At 65.1% G+C, this 26,009-nt stretch carries 25 protein-coding genes; 13 read left to right on the top strand and 12 right to left on the bottom strand.

Annotated elements, in window-relative coordinates; genetic code table 11:
* Positions 1 to 398: 398 nt before the first annotated feature.
* The gene (locus CA260_RS05185) at positions 399 to 1,994 is read right to left on the bottom strand and encodes a hypothetical protein (RefSeq protein WP_111981330.1); all 1,596 of its coding nucleotides are present in this window, start codon (positions 1,992 to 1,994) and stop codon (positions 399 to 401) included.
* 337 nt (positions 1,995 to 2,331) lie between these two features.
* Here CA260_RS05185 and CA260_RS05180 point away from each other — a divergent pair, with 337 nt between their 5' ends.
* Complete coding sequence (locus CA260_RS05180) at positions 2,332 to 2,541, top strand: dodecin (protein ID WP_111981329.1); 210 nt, start codon at positions 2,332 to 2,334, stop codon at positions 2,539 to 2,541.
* Between the two features lie 341 nt (positions 2,542 to 2,882).
* The gene (locus CA260_RS05175) at positions 2,883 to 4,484 is read left to right on the top strand and encodes a S53 family peptidase (protein ID WP_111981328.1); all 1,602 of its coding nucleotides are present in this window, start codon (positions 2,883 to 2,885) and stop codon (positions 4,482 to 4,484) included.
* Positions 4,485 to 4,663: 179 nt separating this feature from the next.
* Here the strand turns inward: CA260_RS05175 and CA260_RS05170 are convergent, their stop codons facing one another.
* Complete coding sequence (locus CA260_RS05170; protein ID WP_111981327.1) at positions 4,664 to 5,044, bottom strand: RcnB family protein; 381 nt, start codon at positions 5,042 to 5,044, stop codon at positions 4,664 to 4,666.
* 431 nt (positions 5,045 to 5,475) lie between these two features.
* On the opposite strand from CA260_RS05170, the gene CA260_RS05165 reads away from it, so the two are divergent.
* The gene (locus tag CA260_RS05165; RefSeq protein WP_111981326.1) at positions 5,476 to 6,195 is read left to right on the top strand and encodes a hypothetical protein; all 720 of its coding nucleotides are present in this window, start codon (positions 5,476 to 5,478) and stop codon (positions 6,193 to 6,195) included.
* 82 nt (positions 6,196 to 6,277) lie between these two features.
* Positions 6,278 to 7,111, top strand: a complete 834-nt coding sequence (locus CA260_RS05160; protein WP_111981325.1) for a transporter — start codon at positions 6,278 to 6,280, stop codon at positions 7,109 to 7,111.
* Between the two features lie 75 nt (positions 7,112 to 7,186).
* On the opposite strand, the gene CA260_RS05155 is transcribed toward CA260_RS05160, so the two are convergent.
* Entirely contained in the window at positions 7,187 to 7,639 is a 453-nt protein-coding gene (locus CA260_RS05155; RefSeq protein WP_111981324.1) for an SRPBCC family protein, read from the bottom strand.
* 126 nt (positions 7,640 to 7,765) lie between these two features.
* A complete protein-coding gene (locus CA260_RS05150) occupies positions 7,766 to 8,629 on the bottom strand; it encodes an aldo/keto reductase family oxidoreductase (RefSeq protein WP_111981323.1) in 864 nt (287 codons plus the stop codon).
* A 94-nt stretch (positions 8,630 to 8,723) separates the two neighbouring features.
* Between CA260_RS05150 and CA260_RS05145 the strand changes: the two genes are divergently transcribed.
* Together CA260_RS05145 and CA260_RS05140 are read left to right on the top strand one after the other, a co-directional pair.
* Entirely contained in the window at positions 8,724 to 9,668 is a 945-nt protein-coding gene (locus CA260_RS05145) for a LysR substrate-binding domain-containing protein (RefSeq protein WP_202864041.1), read from the top strand.
* 75 nt (positions 9,669 to 9,743) lie between these two features.
* Complete coding sequence (locus tag CA260_RS05140) at positions 9,744 to 10,040, top strand: hypothetical protein (RefSeq protein WP_111981322.1); 297 nt, start codon at positions 9,744 to 9,746, stop codon at positions 10,038 to 10,040.
* Positions 10,041 to 10,101: 61 nt separating this feature from the next.
* Here CA260_RS05140 and CA260_RS05135 read toward each other — a convergent pair whose 3' ends face one another.
* Entirely contained in the window at positions 10,102 to 10,344 is a 243-nt protein-coding gene (locus CA260_RS05135; protein WP_111981321.1) for a hypothetical protein, read from the bottom strand.
* 180 nt (positions 10,345 to 10,524) lie between these two features.
* Positions 10,525 to 12,252 (bottom strand): SulP family inorganic anion transporter, encoded by a 1,728-nt coding sequence (locus CA260_RS05130; protein ID WP_111983014.1) that lies wholly within the window; start codon positions 12,250 to 12,252, stop codon positions 10,525 to 10,527.
* A 374-nt stretch (positions 12,253 to 12,626) separates the two neighbouring features.
* Between CA260_RS05130 and CA260_RS21085 the strand changes: the two genes are divergently transcribed.
* Positions 12,627 to 12,998: a response regulator gene (locus CA260_RS21085; protein ID WP_172461722.1), complete on the top strand. Its 372-nt coding sequence runs from the start codon at positions 12,627 to 12,629 to the stop codon at positions 12,996 to 12,998.
* Positions 12,999 to 13,237: 239 nt separating this feature from the next.
* Complete coding sequence (locus CA260_RS05120; RefSeq protein ID WP_146745283.1) at positions 13,238 to 13,969, top strand: hypothetical protein; 732 nt, start codon at positions 13,238 to 13,240, stop codon at positions 13,967 to 13,969.
* Positions 13,970 to 14,001: 32 nt separating this feature from the next.
* Here the strand turns inward: CA260_RS05120 and CA260_RS05115 are convergent, their stop codons facing one another.
* Positions 14,002 to 15,906: a sensor histidine kinase gene (locus CA260_RS05115; protein WP_202864040.1), complete on the bottom strand. Its 1,905-nt coding sequence runs from the start codon at positions 15,904 to 15,906 to the stop codon at positions 14,002 to 14,004.
* A gap of 175 nt (positions 15,907 to 16,081) precedes the next feature.
* On the bottom strand, positions 16,082 to 17,473 hold the full coding sequence (zwf, locus tag CA260_RS05110; protein WP_111981318.1) for a glucose-6-phosphate dehydrogenase: 1,392 nt from the start codon (positions 17,471 to 17,473) through the stop codon (positions 16,082 to 16,084).
* Positions 17,474 to 17,646: 173 nt separating this feature from the next.
* Between zwf and CA260_RS05105 the strand changes: the two genes are divergently transcribed.
* Entirely contained in the window at positions 17,647 to 18,003 is a 357-nt protein-coding gene (locus tag CA260_RS05105; protein ID WP_146745282.1) for a hypothetical protein, read from the top strand.
* A 5-nt stretch (positions 18,004 to 18,008) separates the two neighbouring features.
* Here CA260_RS05105 and CA260_RS05100 read toward each other — a convergent pair whose 3' ends face one another.
* Positions 18,009 to 18,245, bottom strand: a complete 237-nt coding sequence (locus tag CA260_RS05100) for a hypothetical protein (RefSeq protein WP_111981316.1) — start codon at positions 18,243 to 18,245, stop codon at positions 18,009 to 18,011.
* 289 nt (positions 18,246 to 18,534) lie between these two features.
* Between CA260_RS05100 and CA260_RS05095 the strand changes: the two genes are divergently transcribed.
* Positions 18,535 to 18,981: a PA2169 family four-helix-bundle protein gene (locus CA260_RS05095; protein WP_111981315.1), complete on the top strand. Its 447-nt coding sequence runs from the start codon at positions 18,535 to 18,537 to the stop codon at positions 18,979 to 18,981.
* Positions 18,982 to 19,044: 63 nt separating this feature from the next.
* Here the strand turns inward: CA260_RS05095 and CA260_RS05090 are convergent, their stop codons facing one another.
* On the bottom strand, positions 19,045 to 19,698 hold the full coding sequence (locus CA260_RS05090) for a peroxiredoxin-like family protein (RefSeq protein WP_111981314.1): 654 nt from the start codon (positions 19,696 to 19,698) through the stop codon (positions 19,045 to 19,047).
* 244 nt (positions 19,699 to 19,942) lie between these two features.
* Here CA260_RS05090 and CA260_RS21080 point away from each other — a divergent pair, with 244 nt between their 5' ends.
* Complete coding sequence (locus CA260_RS21080; protein WP_172461721.1) at positions 19,943 to 20,119, top strand: hypothetical protein; 177 nt, start codon at positions 19,943 to 19,945, stop codon at positions 20,117 to 20,119.
* A 67-nt stretch (positions 20,120 to 20,186) separates the two neighbouring features.
* Positions 20,187 to 20,384, top strand: a complete 198-nt coding sequence (locus tag CA260_RS05080; RefSeq protein ID WP_111981312.1) for a DUF3606 domain-containing protein — start codon at positions 20,187 to 20,189, stop codon at positions 20,382 to 20,384.
* A gap of 51 nt (positions 20,385 to 20,435) precedes the next feature.
* On the opposite strand, the gene CA260_RS05075 is transcribed toward CA260_RS05080, so the two are convergent.
* On the bottom strand, positions 20,436 to 23,996 hold the full coding sequence (locus CA260_RS05075) for a CheR family methyltransferase (RefSeq protein ID WP_111981311.1): 3,561 nt from the start codon (positions 23,994 to 23,996) through the stop codon (positions 20,436 to 20,438).
* Between the two features lie 79 nt (positions 23,997 to 24,075).
* Positions 24,076 to 25,155, bottom strand: coding sequence for a chemotaxis protein CheB (locus tag CA260_RS05070; protein ID WP_238149612.1), 1,080 nt, complete (start codon positions 25,153 to 25,155; stop codon positions 24,076 to 24,078).
* A gap of 147 nt (positions 25,156 to 25,302) precedes the next feature.
* Between CA260_RS05070 and CA260_RS05065 the strand changes: the two genes are divergently transcribed.
* Positions 25,303 to 25,680, top strand: coding sequence for a response regulator (locus CA260_RS05065; protein ID WP_111981310.1), 378 nt, complete (start codon positions 25,303 to 25,305; stop codon positions 25,678 to 25,680).
* Positions 25,681 to 26,009: the final 329 nt, after the last annotated feature.

Here is a 26,009-nt window from a genome sequence, read left to right as displayed (position 1 = left end):
TTTTCCCCAACGGCGTGCCTCTCCCGGGCACGACGCAAGAACAGACGGCGTCCGGCCGCCGCGCAGCGTGGTATCGCCATGGCATTGCATGCGCGCAGCCGCCCGTAGCGGCATGGATGACCCACACCGGCATCGCTCCTTCCAAGATGACCAGCGGGACAACCCGCCTCCCCAGCGCGACCGAACGCAAGAAGTCACGGCCGTTCCATCATTCATTTGCGATGTGAAGGAGGCGCCAAGAAATCTCGACGACAGGCTGGCGTAAACCGATCCAAATCCGCGAGCCCATCAAACTGTGACGTGGCGCGTGAAATGCCCACGCATCCCACGGCCATCACCGATGTTCCGCGCAAAAAAAACGCCCCTGCCAAAGCGGGGGCGTCTGGACGGCCGAGGGCTTACTGGCAGCCGGGGAACTTGAACGATGCGATGCGCGTGCTCCAGTTGAACGCGCCGTTCGTCTTGAGGTACTCGTTGGTGTACCAGAACGTGCAGTCGTCCACCGGATCGACGGTCATCGCGCTGTAGTCGCCCCACCGCGCAAGGTTGCTGCCGGTCTGCGAGCCGAGGCCTTCCAGGATGCTGTTTTCGGCCTGCATGGTGCTGAGCGCGTCGGTGGCGAGGCGGCCGGTGTAGCGGATGGCCGGATGCAACGTGCTGCTCGACGTGCTGTAGCCCAAGGCCATGTTGCCCTGCTTGTCCATCGCCACCGAACCCATCCAGCGGTAGCTGGTATCGGGCGAGAACGTGGACTGCTGGTACACCGTGGGCGTCGTGCCCGGGCTGCGGATCTCGTACCAGCGCACGCCCGTGTACGGATTCTGCCGGCTGGTGCCGACCTTCACCGAGTGCGTGACCACCAGCGATTCGTGATCGGTGAAGTTGCGATAGGCCAGGCGGAACATCAGCCGATCACCCAGCGAATCCAGCTTCTGCTTCACGCCACCCTGCGGCACGCAGGTGCCACCGCTGCACGCAGCCGAGAACGAGGCCACCGGGATCGACGTCGGTCCGGTCAGCGTGGTGTTGGCGTTATTGCTCCAGTCCACGTGGAACTTCCACAGGTTGAGCGAGTTCGCGCCGAAGTTGAGCAGGTAGTTCGGCGAGCCGGCCGGCGGTGCGGTGCTGCCGTCCAGGTCCGACGGCAGCACGCCGCCATAGCTGGTCGACAACTGGAAGCACTGCTGCGTGGCGGCAGCGCCGCTCAGCATCGCGTTGCGGTCATAGGCGCACAGCTTCGCACCGGCGAAGGTGTTGCCGTTGAACATGTTGAAGGTTTCGTAATACGCATCGGGCCATACGCCCATCTTCGGATAGTCGGGGAACACGCTGCCGTAGGGGAACGCGTAGCGGTAATACGCGCCGGTCGCATCGCTCGTGGCGGATACGGCCACGCACTGGTAGTACGGCGCCGCCGTCACCGCGAACTGCGAGATCACCCAGCGATTGGCGGCCTTGTCGTACACCACCGTCGCATCGCCATCGTTGTCGGTTTCGCACGGGCCGCCAAAGCCCGACCACAACGTGTTGGATTGCACCGGGCCATACACCACCGCCTTGGTGGCCTTGTCGAACACGGCGAAACCGGTGTTGACGATCTGTACGTACTGCGTGGCGCCCACTGCGCCGTTGGTATCCGGCGGCGCGCTGTTCACGGTGAACGTCCCTTGCGGTCCACTGAAGCCGTTGCCGACGCCGTCCACGCCCGAACCCAGTGTCGGTGCGAACGTACCGCCGGGGTTGCCTTGCAGCGCGCCATCGGGCGGATTGCCCGGACCGTCGAGCCACGGCAGCGGATGCAACGGATGATTGCGTGGTCCCTTGGAAAAATCGTCGGGCCTGGGCATCGTGCCGCGCAACGAATGCAGCACATCGTGCTGCACGGCGGATGTCACCTCTGCATTGCCATTGCCGTCCGCGTGCACGTTGCCCGCGGCCAAGGCAATGACCGACCCCAGCGCCACGCTGAGCCCTGTGATGCGATGTAGTGCCATGTTCCCCTCCAGAAGATGCGAGTGATCTAACCGGTGACCTGGCTGCGCGCCACGTGCACGCAAAACCTAGAGCCGTGACTGACACAGCCGGGGATGCCTCGCCTTCCGCAGCCCATCGCTGCGCCCCAGAAGCAAGGTCCGGGAAACGTAATCGCAGGCGCTTTCGCGCGGCTTAGCCGGGCCGTGAAGGTTTCGCGAAACCGCCAATGGAAACGTGACGGCGGGCGCATGACAGCGATGTCGTGCGCTCTTCACATCCCATAGCCGCGACCGGGTGTGCAGTGCCGCGGGCAACAATGTGCGCGATCACGCGCATCACCACGAGGAGAGTCGCGTCATGTCCGAACACGTCTACAAGTCCGTCGAGCTGACCGGCTCTTCCAGCAAGAGCAGCGACGACGCCATCCGCGTCGCCATCGAACGCGCATCCAAGACCATACGCGACATACGCTGGTTCCACGTGACGGACGTTCGCGGCCATGTCGAAGGCGGCAAGATCGCGCACTGGCAAGTCACGCTGAAGATCGGCTTCACGCTCGAGGTCTGATCCTTCATCGCGTGCACAGCCATGCGCGCGCGATGCAAACTTTCGCGTCGCTTGCGCCGGTTCGAAAGACACGCGTCAGCCTTCCTCCACGAAACGTTTCAAACCCCACGTCCGCATGAAATTGCGAGCGCGCACGAGTGCGCACTTCGGAATTTTGCCTATGCGGTGATGCATGCGCGCCATGCTAGCGTCGAGTGGGGAGCGGACCTTCTTTCCAAAATAAGGAGCGTGCTGGGGAGCACGCCACGGAACGGCGGCCAAGGTGAGCAGCCTCTCGCCCGCGTTGGGCGATCACAACATTCCAGAGCTGGACATCAGCTCGACAAGAGGGAGAACAACTCATGCAGATGAAGAAATCCTCGCTGTGCGTTGCACTGGTTGCCGCGCTTGGTGTGATGACTTGTGCGCAGGCAACGGCGGGGACGCCATGGAAGACCACGGCGACCCATGCCCATGAACTCGCCGCCACCGCCACCGCCGCCGATCTCGCCGATGCGAGCACGCCGGTGCATATCGAAGTGGTGATGAAACTGCAGAACCGTTCCACGCTCGACGATTTCATCGCGGCCTCGCACAATCCGAACAGCGCCGCGTATCACACGAAGCTCAGTGCGTCGGACACCGTCGCGATGTTCTCGCCGAGCGCCGCACAGGTGCAGGCCGTGGTCGATCACCTGAGCAAGGCCGGCTTCAGCCACATCACGGTGGCGCCGAACCGTATGCTGATCTCCGCCGACGGCAATGCCGGCGCCGCGCAGACCGCGTTCGCCACGCGCCTGATCAAGGCGCACGATGCGGAAGGTCGCGATGCCTACGCCAACATCGATGATGCCAAGGTGCCTGCCGAACTCGCCGACAGCGTGCTGTCCGTGGTCGGTCTGCAGACCGTGTCGCACGCACACACCATGCTCAAGCCAGCCGATCGCGTCGGCACCAACGCCACCACCGGCGTCACCGGCCACAACCCGACGACGTTCCCGACGATCTACAACGCCGGCAGCACGCCGACGGCGTCGACCATCACGGTGGGCATCATCAGCGACGGCGACATGACGCAGCCGCTGAAGGACCTCACCTCCTTCACCACTGCCAACGGCCTGCCGGCCGTCAACACGCAGGTGGTCGTGGTCGGCACGCCCGGCACCGACACCAGCGGCACGCCGGAATGGGATCTGGACAGCCAGGACATCGTGGGCATGTCCGGCGGCGTCGCCAAGCTGATGTTCTATGCGGCCAATTCGCTGAGCAACAGCGCGCTGACCGCCGCCTACAACCAGGCGGTGAGCGACAACCAGGCGCGCGTGATCAACGTGTCGCTCGGCGAGTGCGAAACCAGCGCGCACAGCGACGGCTCGATGGCAGCCGACGACCAGATCTTCGCGTTGGGCGTGTCGCAGGGCCAGACGTTCTCCGTCTCCACCGGCGACTCCGGCTCCAACGAATGCAGCAAGGCACCCCGCGGCACCACGCCGAGCTATCCCGCGAGTTCGCCGTATGTGGTCGCAGTGAGCGGCACCACGCTCACCACCGGTACCGGCAACAGCTGGGCCGGCGAGACGCTGTGGTCCAAGGCCGGCGGCAGCCCGAGCACCGTCGAGCCGAAGCCGAGCTGGCAGACGCAGGGCGGCGGCACCACGCGCGACGTGGCCGACGTCGCGATGGATGCCGATCCGAATTCCGGCTCGATCATCATCGTCAACGGCAGCAACGCGCAGTACGGCGGCACCAGCCTCGCCGCGCCGCTGTTCGCGGCGACCTGGGCGCGCATGCTCGCCGGCCACTCCACGCTGGGTTTCGCCGCACCGCATCTGTACCAGGTCGCCACCAACAGCTACCACGACATCACGTCGGGCAGTAACGGCGGCGAGACGGCGACCACGGGTTGGGACTACGCCAGCGGCTTCGGCAGCACCATCGTGACCAACCTCAACAGCAACCTCTGATCGCGCTGCACGTGTAGCCATGCGCGGGGCCTTCGCATCGAAGGCCCCGTTTTTGGAAAGACGAATCGCCGACACGATCGCAGCACGCGATGCGCACGCGTCACATCGTCCGGGTTGATCCATAAGAAAAGCCACCGCCGTTGCGGGCGATGGCTCTGGTGTCGAGCTGATGGAGTCGCTCAGAAACCCGCGGCAATATCGATCACCACACCGCTGGAGATCAGCGTCAGGTACAACTGCCCGCCGTCGGCACGCACCCAGCGGTAGCCCGGATCGGGACGGCGCAGGTGGTAATGCTCGTAATCGGTCACGTAGTACTCGCGCGTGTAGTACTGATCAGGCAGGCGATCGCCCTTCTTGTACCAGCCCTTGTGCTTGCCGTTGTCGTGGCGGCCTTCGTCCTTGGGGTTATGGCCGTGGCCATGATCACCATCGTCCCAGCGGGCATCGTCGTCGTTGCCATGGCCATTCCCATGGCCGTGACCTTGCGGCGAGGCGAGGACCACTGCGCTACCTGCGAGCAAGGTCGCCGCAACGACGAGTGAAAATAGGCGCTTCATGTTGACTCCGTACTAGGGCGTGGAAGTGTTCTATGGACGTCGCCGGGTTTGACTCCGTTCGACGCGGCGACAACATCGCACAAAAATTCGATCGGCGCGCCATGCCTGCTAAGGAAGCGCTAAGCAAAGTCGCTATGTCCTCGCCCGACCAACGCTTCGTCGCGCACAGTTTCGTGCAAGAAAAACCCTTGTTTTCTGCGACTTCGCGCACGAAAGGAAGCGCTCTTTGACTCGCGGCTGAAGGGTTTTCTTCTGCTTGCTGAACTTGCGCGCGCACGCTCTTTTCTTGCGTGGTCGAGTCCGCCAGTATCCGCCGCCGAGGCCGTCGGAGTGAGCAGGGGTTGCTGCACAACCGCATGGCAGGTGCGGAGTTCATCTGATGCCCAAGGGCGCCTCGAAGGGAACGAATCATCACCTTCAAGGGGCAATCGATGAAGAAGCACCTACATGTACTCACCACGCTGAGCGTGGCCATCGGCCTGTGCATGGGCAGCTCGCTGGTGCTGGCCGACACCGCACCCACCACGCAGACGGCATCGACGAGCGGCCAGGAAAGCAGCAGGCTCGCCGCCTCGTACACCACGTTCGCCGGCTCTGCCACCAACGCGCAGTCGCTGGTCACGGGCCTGCGCAGCGGCACCGCCATCGTGCTGGTGACGCCGGCGACGGCGACCACGCCTGCCGTGCAGACGACGTTTACGCCAAGCACGCACCCGCTCGGCTACGGCAACGTGAATATCTCCCTCGCGTTGGCACAGGCCGAGCTGAAGGCCGCAGGCATCACCCAGCCGACCGCCGCACAGCTCGAAGCCGCATTGAACGGTGGCACGGTCACCGGCCCGAAGGGTCCGGTGCAGCTGACCGGTGTGCTCGCGCTGCGCGCCGAAGGCCAGGGCTGGGGCGCCATCGCCAAGACGCTGAACCTCAAGCTGGGCGACGTGATGAGCGCTGCCAAGGCGCACGGCCCCGTGCCCGACAGCGCGGATATCGCGCACGGCGACAACAGCGACAAAGCCAGCCATGCCGACAAGGCAGACAAGATCGCCAAGGTGGATCACCCCGACAAGGCCGATCGCCCCGACAAGCCGGATCATCCGGACAAGCCCGAAAAACCCGAGCGCCCCGACAAGCCCGAACGCGGCGGACGCTGATTACAACAACATCACCCACGACTTGCGTGGAGGTCTCTCTGAGGCCTCCCGCTCTTTGTTTGCTACGCCCTAGGAAGAACCCATGAATCTGAAGAACACCAGCACCCTTTGCGCCCTCGGCGTACTGGGCCTGATGGCGCAGGCTGCGCACGCCGACGACAGCTCCACCGTGAAGGTCGGCGCGGGCATCGACTACACCAGCGGCAAGTACGGCACCTCGACCACCACCGACATCACGCAAGTCCCGGTGACTCTCGGCTACGAGATCGACAGTTGGTCGTTCAAGCTGGATGTGCCGTATATCCATGTGTCCGGTGCCGACAACGTCATTCCCGGCATCGGTCCGGTGAAGAACAACAACCCGAAGGGTCGCGGCCACGGCAAGGGCAACGCGCAGGGTGGCACCACGCCGCCCACCGAGACGACCGGCTCGGCATCGGGCCTGGGCGACATCACCGCTGCGGCAACGTACGAGGCGTACACCAACAGCGCCGCGCAGTTCGGCGTCGATCTGACCGGCAAGATCAAGTTCGGTACCGCCGACGAGAACAAGGGCCTGGGTACCGGCAAGAACGACTACACCGTCAGCGTCGACAGCTACAAGGGCTTCGGCGCCTGGACCGTGTTCGGCGGCGTGAGCTACACCTGGCTCGGCAGCTCGCAGTACATCCAGCTCAACGACGTGTTCGGCGCCAACGTGGGCGCGGGCTACAAGCTCGACAGCCACAGCAGCTTCGGCGCGTACTACGACTATCGCGAGAAGGCGTCGGACACCAGCTTCGCGCGCAACGAACTCACCGGCTACTACGCCTACAAGTTCGCCAGCGGCTGGAAGGCCCAGGCCTATGTCACCAAGGGCTTCACCGACGGCAGCCCGGATTGGGGCGTCGGCGCCACGGTGGTCTACTCGTTCTGATCGATGCCACGCGACGGCGCCGTGTCGGCGCCGGTTGCGGGCTTCGCGGCGGCGCCTTCGGGCGCCGTTCGCGTTTCAGGCGTTCGACTCGACATATCGCTTGAACACCTCGAGTGTTCCCGCCCAATAGAACCTCAGATGTCGATAGATCGACTCCGTGGGAAAACCGCAGGCCGAGAGCGACAGCAGCGTGCCATGGCCGTCCGCCTCCATCACGAAGTCGAGCGTCGTATAGCTCGACGGTTCCTCCGGCAAGCCGGACAACGAACTGAGATGACTGTACGCCAGCCGCTTCATCGGCTCGAAGGCCAGCAGTACGCCGGAATTCTCGAAGGGCACATGGTGAACGCCGCGCACGACAAAGTGGGTTCCCACCTGCCACGTGGTTTCCACCCTCACGTCCATCGATGGATCGCCCATCCATGCACCCATGTGCTCGCTGGATGCGAGAGCGCCCCACACCGCCGCGACCGGCGCGGCGATGTGTACGGCTTCCGTGAAACACTCGGGAACAAGGCTCTCTGTCATTCGCTCGATCGACGCATGCAACGCGTTTTTCTGGAAGCGTCTTATAGCGCAATGACGTAGCCACTCGCTTGTGCCGAGGCAACGCGCTCGCGAGGGCGCGGCGCGAACCAACTCGACCGCCTGCCGTCATTCGCCGGCGATGGCATTCAATTCGGCCAGCACATCATCACTCAAAGCCCATGCAGGAGCCTGCATGTTCTCGCGCAGGTGCGCCATCGACGATGTGCCAGGGATCAGCAGCAGGTTCGGCGAACGGTGCAGCAGCCACGCCAGGGCAAGTTGCATGGGCGTCGCCTGCACACGCGCGGCCAGCGCGGACAATCCGGAGGACTGGATTGGCGAAAAGCCGCCGAGCGGGAAGAACGGCACGAAGGCAATGCTCTTGCCCGCCAGTTCGTCGACCAGCGCATCGTCCGCGCGCTGCACGAGGTTGTACTGGTTCTGCACGCATACGATCGGCGTGATGCGCTGCGCTTCGGCGACCTGTGCGGAGGTGACATTGCTCAGGCCCACGTGGCGCACGAGGCCTTCCTGCTGCAGGCGTGCAAGCGTCTCGACCTGTCGCGCGATGGAGCCTTCGGCGGGCTCATGGATGTTGCCCATCACGCGCAGGTTGACCACTTCCAGCGCGTCCAGACCGAGGTTGCGCAGGTTGTCGTGTACGGCACGGCGAAGATCGTCGGGTTCCTGCGCGGCAAGCCACGCGCCGTCGTCGCCGCGCACGGCGCCGACCTTGGTGACGATGAGCAGATCGTCCGGATAGGGATGCAGGGCCTCGCGAATGATCTGATTGGTGACGTGCGGGCCATAGAAATCGCTGGTGTCGATGTGGTCGACACCCAGCGCGACCGCTTCACGCAGCACAGCCAGTGCGGCGTCGCGATCTTTCGGCGGACCGAACACGCCCGGCCCGGCGAGCTGCATGGCGCCGTAGCCCATGCGGTTCACGGTGCGGCCGGCGAATGGATAGGTGAGTGTGGGTGCAGACATGGGGATCTCCTTGCGGTGGCACACCCAATATGAGAGAGATGGTCCTGTCCGATAATCCCATTGCATCCGCACGGGCTGTGCAAAAAGGCAAACAATGAGCGTGGAAATGAATGACCTCGCCGCCTTCGTGTCGGTGGCGCGGGCCGGCGGCTTCCGCGACGCGGCGCGTACCAGCGGCGTTTCCGCTTCGGCGCTCAGCACGGCGGTACGCCGGCTGGAGACACGCCTTGGCGTGCGGCTGCTCCATCGCACCACCCGCAGCGTCGCGCCCACCGAAGCCGGCGAGCGACTGCTGGAACGACTGATGCCCGCGCTTGCCGACATGGAAGCGGCACTGGATGTGCTCAATCATTTTCGCGATCGCCCCGCAGGTACCTTGCGCCTGAACGTGCCGGCCGGCGTTGCACGCACCGTATTGCCGCCGATCCTGTTTCGCTTTCTCAAGCAGTACCCCGACATCCGCGTGGAGATCACCGTCGAAGACAGCTTCGTGGATCTTCCATCGGCCGGTTGCGATGCGGGCATCCGCTACGACGAGCGCCTGGAGCCGAACATGATCGCCACGCCGATCGGCCCGCGCGTGCAGCGCTTCGCCACGGCCGCCTCGCCTGCCTATCTGGACGTCCATGGTCGCCCGCAGCATCCGCGCGACCTGCTCGAGCATGCCTGCCTGCGCGGTCGCTTTGCCGGCGGCGCCCTGCCCACCTGGGATTTCGAACGCAAGGGCGAGCTGCTGCGGCTCGATCCCTCAGGCCCGCTGGTGATGCGCCCCGGCGCCGCGATCGATATCGCGATCGGCGCGGCAGTGGCCGGTCTGGGCGTGATCCATCTCTACGAAGACATGCTGCGCCCGCATCTGGACAGCGGCGCGCTCGAGGCCATCCTCGAACCCTGGTGGCAGGATTTCACCGGGCCGTTTCTCTACTACGCCGGGCGACAACATCTGCCTGCGCCGCTGCGCGCCTTCGTCGATTTCGTCAAGGCAGACCTGGCTGCCCCGCTGCCATCCGGGCCCAAGACCAGGCTGCGCGATCGCTGAAGCACGTCACCATCACGTTCCCATGGCGCCCCTGCGCTACCCTTGGCGAACGGGAACTATCGGGAGTCTGCCGACATGCGTGCCCCCACCGGTTCAGTGGTCGGACTCTGTGCGGCCTCGGCCACCATGAGCGCGCTTGGCATGGCGTTTCTCGGCTATTGGGGCGTACACGAAGCATCACCCTGGCACTGGACCGACGTGGTCGCCGTCACCCTCGCTTTCCTCGGCTTTGCCGCACTGGCCTCGACGCCATGGATCGTCACCACGCCCGTCGAGCACGAAAGCGAGGAACGCATCGTGGCGGCGCGCCGCGCCTTCGCCATCGGCACGGCGATGATCTGGCTCGCCGCACTGATGACCGTGATCGGCTAGGCGCGGTATTTGGACGGCCATCCGGCGAAGATCCTCGCCGCCGCTTACATCACCGGCATCGTCATTCGAGGAAGATGTCGTCCTCGATCAGCACGGCGAGATGGCTGTAGCAGATGGGGCCATGCTTCAGGCGAAGCTCCACCGCTTCGGCCACGGCCTGGCAGTTGGCCGGCGTGACCTCGCATTGGTGGCATCGCAGGAAATCGATGACAAAACCCTGGATGCTCCAGGGAAGCCGGTCGAAAGGTGTCGCGCCTTCCCGAAGTGTCGTCCGCCTGAGCCGCTTCCTGATCGTCGCTCCCACGCCCGGCCTCCATCCCTTGGTCAGGATAGGCAAGCAAGATGCGCTCCAGCGCCGCTCTTCAATCACCTGCCCTGTCGCAAGAGTGTCCGCGGACACTGCGTGGACATGGACGGCCAAACGTCGGACACGTGCAGCGGACGGCTTGCACCGCACACCCGGCCACGCGTCCAGCCCTCTCGCTCAAGCCATGTGCAGATAGTCGTCCACCGCGCTGCCCACGGTGGGGTGGAAGCTGTGCTCGCCGATGACGTCGCCCAGTTCGAAGCGCCGGAGCTTGTCGCGCACCGGATCCTTCATCTCGGCGAAATGCAGCACGATGCCGCGCTCGCCCAGGATGCGGCAGAGTTCCCGCAGCATGTCGGCGGACGTGACGTCGACGCTGGTGACGGGTTCGGCCGCCACCACGACGCGCTTCACTGGTGAAGGCGACTCATCGACCGCCTGCAGCAGGCATTCCTGGAACAGCTCGGCGTTGGCGAAGAACAGCGGCGCATCCCAGCGGAACAGCACGAGTCCGGGAACACGCACCGCTTGCGGATAGCGCTTGGTGTCGTGATAGCCGCGCAGGTTGTCCACCCGCCCCAGCACCGCGTAATGCGGCCGCCAGCCGTCCCACAGGAACTCCAGCACGGCGATCACCACGGCGATGCAGATGCCCGGAATGGCGCCGAACACGGCTACGCCCACGAAGCACGCGATGGAGAGCCAGAACTCCCATAGCTGGATGCGATAGATCCGCCGCAGGTCCGCGAACTCGAACAGGCCTAGCGCGGCCGCAATGACCACGGCCGCCAGCGCGCTGTTCGGCAGGTGGCGCATCAGGTTGGGCGCCGCCACCAGCACCACGGCGACGGCGAACGCACCCACCACACCGGTCAGCTGCGTGCGGGCGCCCGCGGCTTCGGCCACCGGCGTGCGCGACGAACTGCTGCTGATCGGAAAGCCCTGGAAAAAACCCGCCGCCAGGTTGGCCGCGCCCAGCCCCACCATTTCCTGGTTCGGATCGACACGGACATGGAAGCGCGCCGCATACGTGCGCGACAGCACGCTGGTATCCGCGAACGAGATCAGCGCCACGGCGCAACCACCGAGCACAATCTTCATCACGTCGACACCGCTTGCCCACGGAACCACGAAGGCAGGCAAACCCTGCGGGACCTTGCCGAGTACCTTGACGCCCATCGCGTCCAGCTTGAACACGCTCACGCAAAGCGTGGCGAGCACGACCGCGATGAGAATGCCGGGCACCCGCTCGAAACGCTTGAGGACGAGGATGAGCACGAGGCTTCCCGCACCGACGGCGAGGCTGTATCCGTTGGCCTGGCCATCGGCGATCGCCCTTCCCAGGCTGATGATCTCGCGCAGTGGACCCTGGTCCTCGACGGAAATCGCGAACAGCTTGGGCAACTGGCTGATCAGTACTGTCAACGCGATGCCGTTCATGTAGCCGTAGCGGATCGGCTTGGACAGCAGCTCGGTGACAAAGCCCAGCCGCAGCACGCCTAGCACGATGCAGAACAGGCCCGAGACCACCGCCATCATGCTGGCGACGGCAACGGCGCGCGAGGGATCGCTGCCGGCGATCACCACCACGACCGCAAGGATCGGCGCGGCGAGCGAGGAATCGGGGCCGAGCACCAGGATGCGGCTCGGGCCGAATACGGCATAGGCAAGCAAGGGAACGATGGTGGCGTAAAGACCGTACGCACCGGGCACGCCGGAGGCCTCCGCGTAAGCGATGCCCACGGGCACGAGCATGGTCGTCAGCACCAGTCCGGCCGCGATGTCCTTGGGCAGCCACGCCGCCTGATAGCGCCGCAGCATCGACACGCCGGGCAGCCAACGCAACCAGACTTGCGTCGTGCGCGGCACCGGATCGTGGTGGGCGATGGAACTCTCGGAAGGCATGGGACCGTCCCGCATCGAGGCATCGAACGCCATCATAGGCCCGCCATCGGCTGGCGACCACAGCCATGAAGCGAGCGCTTGTGTTCGTCCGCAGGGGGCGCGTATCGGCCGTAGTTCTACCTATCCGGCGACCCGTAATTGTTCGGACGCCGCACGCGTCGCGTCGTGTTGTGATGCACCCGGGGCTCGGCAAGTACGCAGTTTTGCGCGCACCGCGGCGTTGCGCCGGCCGATCAGGAAAGACGTCGCGAGCCGCGCTACGGACGGCCAAACGAAAACCGGTGGCGCTTTCGCATTCCGCATCCCAAGGCGACGACGCTTTCTTGCTTCCCTTCACACAACCCAACACAACGCGGATGCTACAACGCATTCCCATGGCCGACGCACACACAAACCACGGAACGGTCCTCATCGTCGAGGACGACTATCTCATCGCCAGCACCATGAGCGCGGCGCTAGAACTCGCGGACTGGCACGTGCTCGGCCCCTTCCCCAGCGTCGCTACCGCGCGACATGCGCTGGATAACGGACAGGTCGCGTCCGTTGCCGTCCTCGACGTCAACCTCGGCGGCGAACGCGCATTTCCACTCATCGACCGGCTGGTCGAGAACGGCATCCCGGTCGTGCTCACCACCGGCTACGACGAAGACGCCATCCCGCCGGCCTACGCCGATCTCAAGCGGTTGCAGAAGCCGGTTCGCTTGCATGTGCTGATCGACTGCCTGAACTCCATGCTGAAGCACTAGGACGCGGCGGCCCAGCGGTATCGGGCCGTTTTCCCATTGAAATCGACGACAAGCGCCGGTTTGCGATGACCAGCGTGAAGTGATGCCGAACCACGCGGTGCAGTTGATGCCAGGAAGGCATGGGCTGCACGGACGATTGACATGGCAGCCCCGACCATCGGGGCCGATCGTTCATGCAAAGGCGCATGCCGCGCTTTCGCCCGCATGGCGATCGTCCTCCATGCCAGGGGTCGCAAGCCATGAGCCACCTTCGGACCGAGCTGAGGATACGCGCGCTGCGGGCACAACTGGGCGCGCAGTTTCGCCGCCATGGGCCGGTGATCGATACCCTGCGGCTGTCGGTCATGGAACTGGAACAGCAGACCGACGACCGTGACGTCGACTACCTGCATGAACGCCTGGCCGGCGTGCTGCACAAGTGGCGCATCAACCTGCTGATCCAGGCAAACCCGTGGCTGATCCTGCAACGCGCCTTCTACAGCCGGCCCTCGCAACTGGTGGGCCCCGACCTGCTGGGAAACATCATCGTCACCGACGACGGACGCGCCGCGCGCATCGCCGAAGTGGTGACCAGCGAAGCAGCGCCGACCGACAGCGCCTCCCTGCTGCCAACGGATGCGGTCGGGCAGCTGGTCGTATCCGCGGAAAGCCATGAACCCAAGGTGTGCGTGCTGTGCGGCCATCCGCCCGACACCTCGGCGGTCGCGCTCGCCAGCATCGAACCCCTGGAAGGGCTCGCCCTCATGGCGGCGCAGGCGCCTTCGACGGAAGCGGAGGCGTTCAATGGCGCATCCATCGTGCGCGCGCTGGGGCTGGAAGACCGCTCGCGCGCCATTGATGTCACGCATCGGCGCAGCGCCGTGCAGATCGCTTCCATCCTGCAGCCCGTGCCGCTGGCGATCGGACGGCCAAAGCGCAACCGGCGCAACGGCCATCCACGCGAATGGCGCTGGAGCATTGCCTCCCCCTAGGCCCGCTGAAGCAGCGGAAGCGCACGGCGCGTCTAGCTCATGCTCCGGGAAACCGGCAACGAAATGGTGCAGGTCAGGCCATCGGGACCAAGCACGTACGACGTGCTCGCATTGAGCTGGTACGGCAATGCCTGCTCGATCAGTTCCCTGCCCTGGCCGCGGCGCTTGAGCTGGGCATCGCCGCTGATCGGCATCTTCACGCCGGTCTCGCGCCACTCGACGTGCAGCCAGGGCTCACCCTCCGGACCCAGCGGCTGCATCGACCAGGTCACCGCAAGCCCGGCCCGCGTCTGGCTGAGCGCGCCATATTTCATCGCGTTGGTGGCCAGTTCGTGCAGGGCGAGCGCGAGCGTCTGCACGCTGGAAGACCGCAGGCGAATACCAGGGGGGCCGGCCAGTACCACCCGGTGGGAACTTCCATCCATCGCCGCGAACTCGGTGCGTATCACATCGTCGAAAGTCACCCGGTCGTGATCATCGAGCCGCGAAAGCAGGCTCTGCACGCGCGACAACGCAACGAGCCTATCGTTGAACCGCTCGTAGAAATCAGCGAGGTCGACGCTGGTGCTGGCGATCTTGTCGGCCATAGAATGGATCACGCCCATCAGGTTGCGGGTGCGATGGTGCAGCTCGGCGATCAACACCTGCTGCCGCTCTTCCACGCGCACGCGCTCTTCGTTTTCCTGGTGACGCGAGATGATGATCGCCGCCGCCTGCGTCATGGCCGCCGCCAGTTCGTAGTCGCTCGCCTCGGGCGCCTTCGGCTCCTCGAAGTAGAAGGCGAACGATCCGACCAGGCGACCGGTCGAGGTCTCCACCGGAAACGACCAGCAGCCACGATAGCCAAACTCGCCCGCAAGCCATGTCCATGGCGACCACCGCGAGTCCTGGAGCACATCGGGCGTCACCACGGGTTCGCCGGTCGCCACCGCCAGTCCGCACGCCAGGGATTCGGGCGAAATGACGAAGCCATCCACGGCGGCCGCGTACGATTCCGGCATGCCGACGACATGGGTGAGATGGCTGCCTGACACGTCGGCGATATAGAACGCGCATCGGCGTCCATCCGTCGCACTGCCGGTGGCCGCGGCGATAAGCACGCCCAGGGACGCCTTGAGCGATGCACCGTTCATCGCCGCCTTGAAGGCCTGTCTTTGCGCCGCGAACCAGAGGTCCTGCTTGCGCAGGCTCCTGCTGTCGATCAAGGCTTCTTCGGCACGGTCGAGTTCGTCGATCGCCTTGCGGAGCAGCGCGCCCGGCGACATGCGCAACGCACCACCTTCGTCGAACAACAGCGCCGCAAGTTCCGGGTGCAGTTGCATGTAGTCGACCATGTCCGGCTCGACCTCGAGCTCGGGATGCATCTCGGTCCAGTAGTGCGCGGTGTGCACGAAGGCGAGGAAGGCCGCCAGCCATTCGTAGTTGTGCACGCCGACGTAGCGACGCACCGCTTTGCGCGCACGCGTCGCACGCGTCGGCGCGAGGAACATCACGGTCAACGCATCGAAGAGTTGCCCTTCGGCTTCCGTGTCGGCCGCAGGCAACTCCACGATGTCGGCGCTCGTTTCCATGTGCAGCAGGATCCGGTCGAGCGCCGCGGCGTCGGGCACCGGCTTGCGCAGCAACCGCATCACCTGGGCCAGTTCGAGCGGGTGCACGGTGCCATCGCCGGCGGGTCGGCCCTGGCCGACCAGAAAGCCGACATGCCGCACGATGCAGTAATGCACCTCGCTGAAACGGGACAGGTGGACGAACAGGCGCTCCTTGAAGAGCGATGGCAGCGGATTGTCGAGGTAGCTCGATTGGGCGAGCGACCAGAGCGATTCGATCAGGCCGGGAGCCATCGGAACGCGGAAGAAATTCGGCCACATGCCGAGTCGGGCCGTCACTTCGTCGGCGAAGCTTTCGCGGGTCCACGAGTGTTCGCACGCGGTCATCCGGCCACCTCGACCTACGACTCTACGCTGATCAGCGTACAGGCGTGGTTTTCAGGCGACCATCGGACATTTGGAGGATCGCCGCCTCCCGGCGGTGGAGGCCGGCCATGTCAACGCGGCGTCACGATGACCATTACCGGCCGTGCCCTCCCTTACGCGAAGCATGCGACGCCGGTCAGCAGGGACGCACCTTCTCCTTATTCGGATCATGCCAGCCGCCGCGTTTCGCCATGATGGCCTGCGCCTCTTCCGGTCCCCAGCTGCCGGGCTCGTACTCGTGCACGGGCTCCGCGTTGTCCAGGACGGGGTCGAGCACCGCCCACGCCGCCTCGACGCAGGCATCGCTGGTGAAACGCGAGGGATCGCCGCGTAGCGCCTCGCCGAGCAGACGCTGGTAAGGCGACTCTTCGCCCACCGACTGGTGCCGCGCCACCAGCTCCACCGATTCGCCGCGCATCCGCTCGCCGGCGCGCTTCACCCGCGCGCCGACGGCGAGTGTCACGTCGGGGCCGAGACGGAAACGGAAGTAATTCGTCTGGGCCGCCGACGCGGCGTCGAACACCGCCAGCGGCGGCTCCTTCAAGGTGACCATGACCTCGCAGCTGGTCAGCGGCAGGCATTTTCCGGTGCGGATGAAGAACGGCACGCCCGCCCAGCGCCAGGTGTCGATATGCACGCGCAGGGCCGCGAAGGTTTCCACGCGGGAATCGGATGCCACGCCCTGCTCCCGGCGGTAGCCGCGGAACTGGCCGCGCACGACCTGGCCGGGTTTCAGCGGTCGCATGGCCTGGAACAGGCGAAGCTTCTCGGCACGCATCGCCGCCGGATCCTGTCCCAGCGGCGCCTCCATGGCGAGCAAGGCCGTGACCTGCAGCAGGTGGTTCTGCACCACGTCGCGCAGCGCGCCCACGTCGTCGTAGAAGCTGCCGCGGCCCTGGATGCCGAAGTCCTCGGCCATGGTGATCTGCACGTTGTCGACATAGGTGCGCGACCATACCGGTTCGAGAAAGGTATTGGCGAAGCGGAAGTACAGCAGGTTCTGCACCGCCTCCTTGCCCAGGTAGTGATCGATGCGGAAGATCGCCGACTCGGGAAAGACCCCGTGCAAGGTGCGGTTCAACTGCCGCGCGGATGCCAGGTCGCGGCCAAAGGGCTTTTCGACCACGATGCGTGCGCCCTTCGCGCAACCCGAGGTGGAGAGGCCTTCCACCACGGTGCCGAACATGTCCGGCGGGATGGCCATGTAATGCAGCGGATGGCGTGCCTTGCCCAGGGCCTGCTTCAACCGCGCATAGGTTTCCGCGTCGCCGTAGTCGCCCTGGATGTACTGCATCTGCGCGGCAAGGCGATCGTACGCCACCGCATCCACGCCACCATGCTCGCGCAGGCTGTTGCGCGCCCGCTCGCGCAGCTGCTCCAGGGTTATCCCGCTGTGCGCGACGCCGATCACCGGCATGCGCAGGTCGCCCGCGCGTATCAGCGCCTGCAGCGCGGGAAAGATCATCTTGTAGGCAAGATCGCCTGTCGCTCCAAAGAAGACGAATGCATCCGATGTGGGGACACTCATGTCGCAGCCTGGCTCCTTGTCGCCGATGTCCCCAACGAGGACGGGAACGTTCCATTCACCGTGGCCCGGGCGGCGTTAAAGACGGGCATCGCCGGCATCGCCGCAGCGTGATGCCTGGTGCGACAGTTCACGTATCTCAATGACGGAGACCGCGCTCGCCTAGCATGGCGGGCATGGTGGAAGTGAAGTGGGTACGCGCGAAGTCACGCGGCGATTCAGCGCCGGAACGCTGGCGTGCACACCTGGTGAAGCCATGGATGTCGTGCGAATTCGCCTGGCTCGTGCGGCGCGGCGATGGCTGGCACCTGGAGTTGATGACGCGCGACCTGCGCATCAGGGATGTGGCGGTCTACCGCGCGCCGGAGCACGCGATGCGCCACGTCGACCGCTGGATCGCCTCACGCTGGATGCATACCGTGCCCGCCAGCGACGAGGACGATCCAAGAGCGCGGTCGGAACGCCGGCAATCGAAGGCCCTGAAGCATTGGCTGGCCGTACTCGTGCACGAGACGGCCGGCGCATCGAGCTAGGCAGCTCAAGGCACGCTGGCCCGGAACGTGGCGTATCCGTGATCGGCGACCTGTCTCAGCACCGTTTGCGCCTCCAGCCCATGGAAATAGTCGCTCGTGGTCAGGTCGACGCCCTGGAGATGCAGCGCGAGGCCCGCATAATCGGGCCCCTTCGGAATGGTCGCGCTCGCCAACAGGCGTCCTGCGGGAATGGCAAGGAAGCAGGTCTGGTTGACTCCGCTTCGATAGACGTCGAGGAGCATGCCACCCTCCTGGGCAATCACTGATGCGCAGCGATATACACGATGCGCGTGGTGCGCCGTGTGATGAACGACTGCATTGTGAACGCCACGCACCAGTGAACGGGCTCCTGCATTCTCGTTTCATCCCTGCTGGACGGAAACCTGCCTAGATTGGCAACGCGTTCCGGCCGCCTGGGTGCTGGGGATCGCCCCTCCCAGCCATCTGCAGCCCGCGGCGAACGCATCGGGGCAGCGCGACCCTCGGTCCGCTGCCCCGACTTCTGTCCGACGAGTAGTGCACAAGCCATCCATGACGAACCACGCACACGACATCAGCATTCTCAATGGCCTGATCGAGGCCATGCTCGACAGTTGCGATGGTTACCGCGAGGCCGCGGAACAATCCAAGAACGTGATGATGGCCGAACTGTTCCGGCATTGGGCGACGCAACGGCGCCAGGCGACCACGGACTTGCGCGAAACGGTCCGCGCGCTCGGTGGCGAACCGCAGGAAGACGGCACGGTGCTCGCGTCCGCCCACCGCGTCTTCCTCGACCTGCGCGCGCACATGAGCAGGACGAACAAGGCGGTGGTGCAGGAGGTCGAGCGCGGCGAAGACCACATCAAGCACAAGTTCGAGCGCGCGCTGATGGATCGGAAGATCGGCGTCGTGGCGCGCCTCGCGGTGCAATCCGCATACGTGTCCGTCAAGTCCGGCCACGACGACATGCGGAACCTGAAGCGAAGCTACGATTAGATCGCGATATACAGACGGATCCAGCCCATGCAGAGTATCAGCAGGGCGGCAGGAAACGACCGCTCATGTTCTGCCATGGGACGACTCCGCGGCGCCGGCATACTGATCCACGGCCCCGCTCATTTCGACGAGCGTCTGCTCCATCGATTTCACGCCATAGGGATAGAACTTCGACTTGTCGCCGGCATCCCACTGCCGTTTCAGCCCGGCGTCGGAAAGCTCCCAGTCCGGTCGGATGGCATGCGTAAGCTCCCGCAGTTCCTGGTGCAGTTCGCCGACGGAAGGACGGCCCCAGTAGTAGTAGCCGTTCCAGACGCGCCGCACTTCGAGTTTCGGCGCCAGCAGGAACGTGTGCGGAATCATCGGGTCGTGTTCGGGGTCGGTGTATTCCCTGATGTCGAGATCGTCGCGCACCTGCTTCTTCTCGTCGTAGAGAAAGGGGTAATGCGCGCCCAGCTGCTGCCTGAGGTTGTTGGTGGTATGCCAGTCGTCGGTGGTGATCACCACGAGCTGGCAGCTTCCCACGACCAGCTGCGCGTGGAAGCGCGTGAGCTCCTTCAGCTGTTCGCGATCCTTGGGACAGAAGAATCCGCGTATCAGCACGACCAGCATCGGGTCCTGCTCGGTCTGCAGATCGGAGAGCCGCCTCGGCGTCTTCGTGTGATCGGGCAAGACGTAGTCAGGAAAAGGCTTGCCCGGGGCGATCTTCGGATTCATGGCCCGGCAAGCTAGGGCACGCGGCGTGGGCGAATGATCAACAGCACTGCAAGAAACCGTTCACGCCTCGCATGCATCCACGCGATGAGTGCGCGGCATGAACGTTCGCTGTGCGCAGCGCGAGCATTCGTGCGCAGCCGCACGCGCGTGTTCAACATCGCGCCGCGTCCGTAACGGCCGGTTCGCACCTGCATCACGCGCAGGGACCGACCATCGATACCCATGTCGAGACGCGGGGTGCACCATGTCGAGCAGAGATCGAAAAGACCTTGGCCATACCGACCCGCACAGGACGGAGACGCCGCAGGAGCGGGAGCGCCGCAAGAAGAAGGAATCGGAAAACCAGGAGGAAGCGCTGCAGGAGACATTTCCCGCCAGCGATCCGGTGTCGCCCTTCATTCCCGCCAAGGCGCCGGAGTGATGCGGGCGCTTCGCCGTAACGCATTGCCGGCGCGAAGCCCACCAACGCTCACACGGGAGGACACCTCATGGCCGAACAGATCAGGTCCGACGGCAAGCGCGAACAAGCCGTGGCGCATCGCATGCGCATCGACATCACCGAGGAAAACGAAAGCCGGGACTGGGCCGAGCGTTTCGGCGTGTCGGAGCAACGCCTAAGGGATGTCGTCGCGAAGGTCGGCCCGATGGCTGACGATATCGAACGCGAGCTTGCACGCGAACCGTGAAACGCGGACAGGCGATCGCACAGGGAGCGGGCTCCGGCCCGCTCCGCGCCGTCAGTCGAGGCCGTGTTCGTCTTTCGCCTTGATCGGCAGGCGGATCGTGCAATACAGGCTGTCGCTGCCGAGTTCGTAGGTCGTGTCGGCGCTCAGCGTATAGGGCAACGCCTGCTCGATGAGCCGACGCCCGTAGCCGCCCTTCAGGCCATCACCGTCCCCTTCGATCGTACGCGGCGGGAACCCTCGCTCGAACCATTTGAACAGCAGCTGCGGGCCGTTGCGTGCCTCTTCGTCGAGCTCCCAGCTCACCGACAACTCACCCAAGTCCGTCGCGAGCGCGCCGTACTTGCGCGAATTCGTGACCAGCTCATGCAGCGCCAGCGAGAGCGTCTGCACTGCCGACTTCCGCAGGGAGATATCCCGGCCGTTCACGAGCACGCGATCCTTCAGCCGGCCCAGCGATTCCAGTTCCAGGTCGAGCAGCGCGCCGATGGTGACCGGACCGCTGTCGGACTGGGACAGCAGAACCTGCACGCGCGCGAGCGCGGCGAGCCGATCGTCGAACAGCGCCTGGAACGCGTCCATCGACTGGGCTTCCTTGAGCGCCTGGGTGCCGATGGACTGCACCACGGCGATGAGGTTGCGCGTGCGGTGCTGCAGCTCGGCGACCATGACGCGCTGTCGTTCCTGCAGGCGACGAAGATCGTCGACGTTGGTCGACGTGCCCAGCCACTCGATGATCTGGCGCTGGTCGTCGCGCACCGGCATGCTGAGCGTATGGAACCAGCGATAGGTCTTTTCGGCGATGCTGTAGATGCGATGATCGACTTCGAAGCTGCCGTTGGCCATCGCGCTTTGCCACGCTTCGACGGTGGCCTTGCGATCGTCCGGATGGATGGCATTGAGCCAACCCGTGTCCCGGCTCTCGGCTTCGGTCTGCCCCGTGAACGCCGACCACTGCGGGCTGCACCAGGTCCAATGGCCACCGTCGAGCGAGCGCCACACGAGCTGCGCGATGCCTTCCATGAGCGTGCGCAGGCGACGCTCGCTGTCGCGCAGGGCCTGCTCGGCCCGCGTCAGCGGCGTCACGTCCATGAAGGTGACGACGGCGCCGCCGATGAAATTGTCGACGCTGCGATACGGCAACACGCGCACGATGTAGCGCGCCTTGGTCTGCGGGTTCTCCACTTCGCGATCGATCGTGCCCAGGGTCCGGATCACCCGCCGCACGTCGTCCTGCAGCTCGTCATAGACCACGTGCGACTTGATGTTGCTGATAGGGCGCCGGATGTCCGATTCCACCAGCGGGAACACGTCCACCACCGCCGGCGTGAAATTGGTGACGCGCAGCTCGTTGTCGAGGAACACCGTGGCGATCTGCGTGCTTTCCAGCAGGTTCTTCAGGTCGCTGTTGGCGTGGGCGAGCTCCTGCACGCGGTGCGCCAGCTCGCCGTTGACGGTGGTGACCTCCTCGTTGACCGACTGCAGTTCTTCCTTGGACGTTTCCAGCTCTTCGTTGGCGCTTTGCAGCTCCTCGTTGAGCGACTGGTATTCCTCGTTGGACGACTTGAGTTCCTCGTTGGTGCTTTCCAGCTCCTCGATCATCGCCTGCAGGCGTTCGCGGGTGACGCGAAGCTCGGTATCCAGCGACTGCACGTGCTCATCGTGCGACGGGTTGTTGCCGAGGATGACCGTGTCCAGGCCCGACGGCGGCGGCACGTCCTGGAAGAGCACGACGAAACCCCTCTGCACCTCGTCGCCATCGCCGGCGGGCTCGATGATGAGGTTGACGTAGGCCAGTCCGCGTTCGTCGTTCATCTGCAGGCCTTCGACCTGGACGGTCTGGTGCTCGGCCGATGCACGGTTCAGCGCGCTGCGCAGGTCGAGACGCAGGTCGCGATGCACGAGATTGAGAAGATTGAGCGTCGGCGCGCCACCGGCCGGGTGGATGTAGCGCCCGGCGCGCGCGGAGAAGTGCAGCACTTCGAAATGCTCGTCGACGATCGCATAGGCCGGCGCGAAGCGTTCGGCCACGCGTTCGCCGAAACGGGCGATGCCCTGGCTCGGCAGACGCGGCCGTGGCACCCCGCTGAGGTTGGGCGGCAGCGGCGATGCCGGTGACAACGGAAAGTCGGACAACAACCGCGTGCCGGCCTCGATGCGCTGGAAGATGCGCACGTTGCGCTCCACCGGCGAAAACAGCTTGGCGTGCCGCGAGACATTCTCCGAGCTGCCCAGGAAAAGATAGCCGCCCGGCCTCAGCGCGAAGTGGAACACGGGTATCACCCGGTTCTGCAGTTCGGCGCCGAGGTAGATCAACAGGTTGCGGCAGGAGACGAGATCCAGCCGCGAGAACGGCGGATCCTTCACGATGCTGTGCTGGGAAAACACGCACATCTCCCGCAGCTCCTTGGAGACGCAGTACGTGTTGCCTTCCTTGATGAACCACCGCGCGAGCCGCTCGGGCGTGACATCCTGCGTGACGGTGTCGGTGTAGCGCCCGAGGCGGGCCACCGCCAGCGCACGCGTGTCGATATCGCTGGCGAAGATCTGGATTTGCGGCGCCACTTCGAGCGTTGAAGCGTGTTCGCGCAGGAGGATGGCCAGCGAATAGGCCTCCTCGCCCGTGGAACACCCCAGCACCCATACGCGCAGCTGGTCGCCGCGGCCCTTGCCGCTGAACAGCTTGGGCACCACATGCGCCTCGAGGAAATCAAACTCGCGCTTGTCGCGGAAGAACTGCGTGACGCCGATCAGCAGGTCGTTGAACAACTGCTGCGCTTCGTCGGGCTGAGAGCGCAACACGTCGATATAGGCCATCGCGCTGTCGGCCTGCACCACTTGCATGCGGCGCTGCACGCGTCGCATGAAGGTGGCGCGCTTGTAGCCATGGAAATCGTGACCGGTGTGGTTGCGCAGGATGGCAGCGACCTGGTTGAGCTTTTCCGCTTCCGTGGCGCTGCGGGCGTCGTTCGCCGCCGCCTCGTTCAGGCGGTGGTAGTGCCGGATATACAGCGCCACCCGCTCCGTCAGTTCCGGCGCGGTAAGGATGTAATCCGCCATGGCCAGCGAACTCATCGAATGGATGTGCTCCAGCTCGCCATGGATCGGGTGGTCCACCGCCAGGGTGAGGCCACCAGCCTCCTTGATGGCCGTGAGGCCCAGCATGCCGTCGCCCTCGATGTGACCGACCACCATGCCGATGGTGTTGCTGTCCTGGTCCTGCGCCAGCGAAACGAACAGGCTGTCGATGGCGCCACGCGTCTCCTGCGCCTCGTCGAATCGCCTCAGGCGGATGCTGCCGCGATCGACGGTGAGCAACATGTCTTTCGGAGCGATATAGATATGGTCTTCCCGTACCGCGTCGCCATCCTCGGGAATGGTCAATCGCGCCGCATGGCTGCCCAGCGCGGCGCGAAGCTGCGACTCGTCGAAAACCTCTCGGTCACGCAGGGCCAGCACCACGATAAACCTGGCCGCATATGGAAGCGAAAGCAGGACGCGGGACAACTCCCCGGTCTCGGCCCCGGACGCGCCGATGGCCAGCATGACCGGCCGTTTCGGCGTCGCCTGGTCGTCGAGATCCTTGTCTTCGGATTGCTGGGCTTCTTCAGACATGTAGCGGCTCTAAGGCTTTCTGGCGACCCTCGGTAGTATGCACTCGCCCAACCATGAGCGGTATCCGATGGTTGCCCGATTAGTCCTCGGTGGAGCTGGCGATGGCATGGCGTAGAACCTCGATGTGCTTGCCGTATTCCTCGGCGCGACCGTCGTAGCTCTCTGCGGCCACCAGCCGATCGTTGGCACGATGATCCGCCGCCATGCGCTTCACCAGCGCCACGCGCTCTTCGATGGTCCGCAGGGCGACCGCCAGCGCCCGGTGCAACGCCTTGCGCTGCTGCGACTCCAGCACGTCGGCGGTCATGCCATGGCCGATCTGGCAGCGGTAGCGAAGCGGGCCTTCGTCATTCACCGTCGAGAGCACGCCGCCACACGATGGGCAGGTCAGCGGCGAAGGGCTGCTGACGCGAGCGGTGAGATCGACGTCGGTGTGAGCTCCGGCGGCGATGGCGACTTCGGTGAGTATCTCGCCTGGAACCGGTGCCGCTGCACCGGCGGGCTGGGCGATGAGCTCGCATAACGCCCCGCCGAGCAGCGCCGCTGGGGCGATCCGGTCGACGGCGATCGTCTGCAGCGCGCTCCTGGGCATGCTGCTCGCCGTGGCATCGATGGGATCCTGCACCATCGCCAGGCCGCCGCACCGCTTGATGGCATCCAGCCCCGCCACGCCATCGCTGAGCAAGCCGGACAGCAGCACGCCGATGACCCTGGGCCCGGCGGCGGCGGCGGCCGATCGGAACAGGGCGTCGATGGCCGGCCTGGACATGTTTTCCCGCGGCCCCGTGCCCAGCCGTATCAAGCCCTTGGCGGTCAGCAGCAGATGGTGGTCGGGCACGGCAAGGTACACATGGCCGTGCTGGAATGCCATGCCGTCCTCAGCCACGTGGACCGGGAGATGGCTGATCGCCGAGGTCACCGTGCGCAGGATGCCGCTGCTGCGGGCCGCCATGTGCAGGATCACGAAGAACGCCGCGGGGACCTCCGTGGGCATGTCGGCCAGGATGGTGCGCAGGGGCTCGGCAGCTCCCATCGAGCCGCCGATCACGACGACATCGTGTCCTGCGTGTGGATGGGTTTGCATGGCCATGTCCAGCTCGATCTCCGCTGCGGCGAAACCGCGCTCCGAGACGGGAATACGCTCGACCAGCGAGCTCAAGCAGCGCCAGCGTTTCCTCGCCCCTAGAACATACTTACGCCTGTGCACGGGGCGTCTGCCGCCTGCACACGCGCTCGTCACCGCCGTCGCGCGCCAGGCAATAAGACGTTAATGTTTGCGGCACGATCGCCAGCAAGGGACGACGGCATGGCTCCCGGCAAGTTAGAAGGTAAGGCGATCGTCCTCGTGGAGGATGAATACCTCATCGCCGATGTTCTGCGCTCGGCACTCGAGCTCGAAGGCGCCCGCGTGCTGGGGCCGTATCCCAGCGTCGACACGGCGCTCAAGTCGAGCGAGCGCCTCACTGAAGCCGACGTGGCGGTGCTGGATGTCAACCTGAAGGGCGGGCACGTGTATCCGCTGGTCGACCATCTGATGACGCAGGGCATTCCCGTCGTGCTGACGACGGGCTACGACGCCGACAGCATTCCTTCCGCCTATGCGCACTTGCCGCGCTTGCTGAAACCCATCCTTTCGCGCGAACTCGTCGAGTGCATCCGCAACGTGATCGCTGACGCCGACTGAGCGCCGTGTGCAGGCCGGCATCGGCGATCACGCGGGCGTGACCCTTTTCCTTATCGCACATCGATCCGGGGGATGATGCCCGGCTTCGGTCGAGCGCGAGGCCGGCCGCTCCGCACGCAACGGCGGAACGCACCACGCCACATGCCCTCGCCGGTCGCTTCGTCGCTTCGAAGCGATGCGCCCCGCCGCCCGCACCCTGCAAAACGCCCTGCGGATGCCCGCGCCACGGCACCCGCATCGTAGTTTTACGGATGCCCGGCCATCCCTCGCGGTGCGAAGATCCGAGGGCGGGTGGCTATTTCTTCAGGACCAGGGGTCGCTTCCAGGCA

It is taken from the genome of Dyella jiangningensis (genome assembly GCF_003264855.1).
Classification (GTDB): Bacteria; Pseudomonadota; Gammaproteobacteria; order Xanthomonadales; family Rhodanobacteraceae; genus Dyella; species Dyella jiangningensis_C.
This window is presented reverse-complemented; position numbering and strand designations above follow the sequence as displayed.

Coding starts and splice junctions, on each gene's coding strand:
- CA260_RS05065 (WP_111981310.1), top strand. CDS start 25,303: ATGGCTCCCGGCAAGTTAGAAGGTAAGGCGATCGTCCTCGTGGAGGAT.
- CA260_RS05160 (WP_111981325.1), top strand. CDS start 6,278: ATGAATCTGAAGAACACCAGCACCCTTTGCGCCCTCGGCGTACTGGGC.
- CA260_RS05075 (WP_111981311.1), bottom strand. CDS start 23,996: ATGTCTGAAGAAGCCCAGCAATCCGAAGACAAGGATCTCGACGACCAG.
- CA260_RS05130 (WP_111983014.1), bottom strand. CDS start 12,252: ATGCCTTCCGAGAGTTCCATCGCCCACCACGATCCGGTGCCGCGCACG.
- CA260_RS21085 (WP_172461722.1), top strand. CDS start 12,627: ATGGCCGACGCACACACAAACCACGGAACGGTCCTCATCGTCGAGGAC.
- CA260_RS05155 (WP_111981324.1), bottom strand. CDS start 7,639: ATGACAGAGAGCCTTGTTCCCGAGTGTTTCACGGAAGCCGTACACATC.
- CA260_RS05115 (WP_202864040.1), bottom strand. CDS start 15,906: ATGACCGCGTGCGAACACTCGTGGACCCGCGAAAGCTTCGCCGACGAA.
- CA260_RS05140 (WP_111981322.1), top strand. CDS start 9,744: ATGCGTGCCCCCACCGGTTCAGTGGTCGGACTCTGTGCGGCCTCGGCC.
- CA260_RS05090 (WP_111981314.1), bottom strand. CDS start 19,698: ATGAATCCGAAGATCGCCCCGGGCAAGCCTTTTCCTGACTACGTCTTG.
- CA260_RS05175 (WP_111981328.1), top strand. CDS start 2,883: ATGCAGATGAAGAAATCCTCGCTGTGCGTTGCACTGGTTGCCGCGCTT.
- CA260_RS05120 (WP_146745283.1), top strand. CDS start 13,238: ATGAGCCACCTTCGGACCGAGCTGAGGATACGCGCGCTGCGGGCACAA.
- CA260_RS05100 (WP_111981316.1), bottom strand. CDS start 18,245: ATGCTCCTCGACGTCTATCGAAGCGGAGTCAACCAGACCTGCTTCCTT.
- CA260_RS05105 (WP_146745282.1), top strand. CDS start 17,647: ATGGTGGAAGTGAAGTGGGTACGCGCGAAGTCACGCGGCGATTCAGCG.
- CA260_RS05180 (WP_111981329.1), top strand. CDS start 2,332: ATGTCCGAACACGTCTACAAGTCCGTCGAGCTGACCGGCTCTTCCAGC.
- CA260_RS05095 (WP_111981315.1), top strand. CDS start 18,535: ATGACGAACCACGCACACGACATCAGCATTCTCAATGGCCTGATCGAG.
- CA260_RS05080 (WP_111981312.1), top strand. CDS start 20,187: ATGGCCGAACAGATCAGGTCCGACGGCAAGCGCGAACAAGCCGTGGCG.
- CA260_RS05165 (WP_111981326.1), top strand. CDS start 5,476: ATGAAGAAGCACCTACATGTACTCACCACGCTGAGCGTGGCCATCGGC.
- CA260_RS05145 (WP_202864041.1), top strand. CDS start 8,724: ATGAGCGTGGAAATGAATGACCTCGCCGCCTTCGTGTCGGTGGCGCGG.
- CA260_RS21080 (WP_172461721.1), top strand. CDS start 19,943: ATGTCGAGCAGAGATCGAAAAGACCTTGGCCATACCGACCCGCACAGG.
- zwf (WP_111981318.1), bottom strand. CDS start 17,473: ATGAGTGTCCCCACATCGGATGCATTCGTCTTCTTTGGAGCGACAGGC.
- CA260_RS05185 (WP_111981330.1), bottom strand. CDS start 1,994: ATGGCACTACATCGCATCACAGGGCTCAGCGTGGCGCTGGGGTCGGTC.
- CA260_RS05170 (WP_111981327.1), bottom strand. CDS start 5,044: ATGAAGCGCCTATTTTCACTCGTCGTTGCGGCGACCTTGCTCGCAGGT.
- CA260_RS05150 (WP_111981323.1), bottom strand. CDS start 8,629: ATGTCTGCACCCACACTCACCTATCCATTCGCCGGCCGCACCGTGAAC.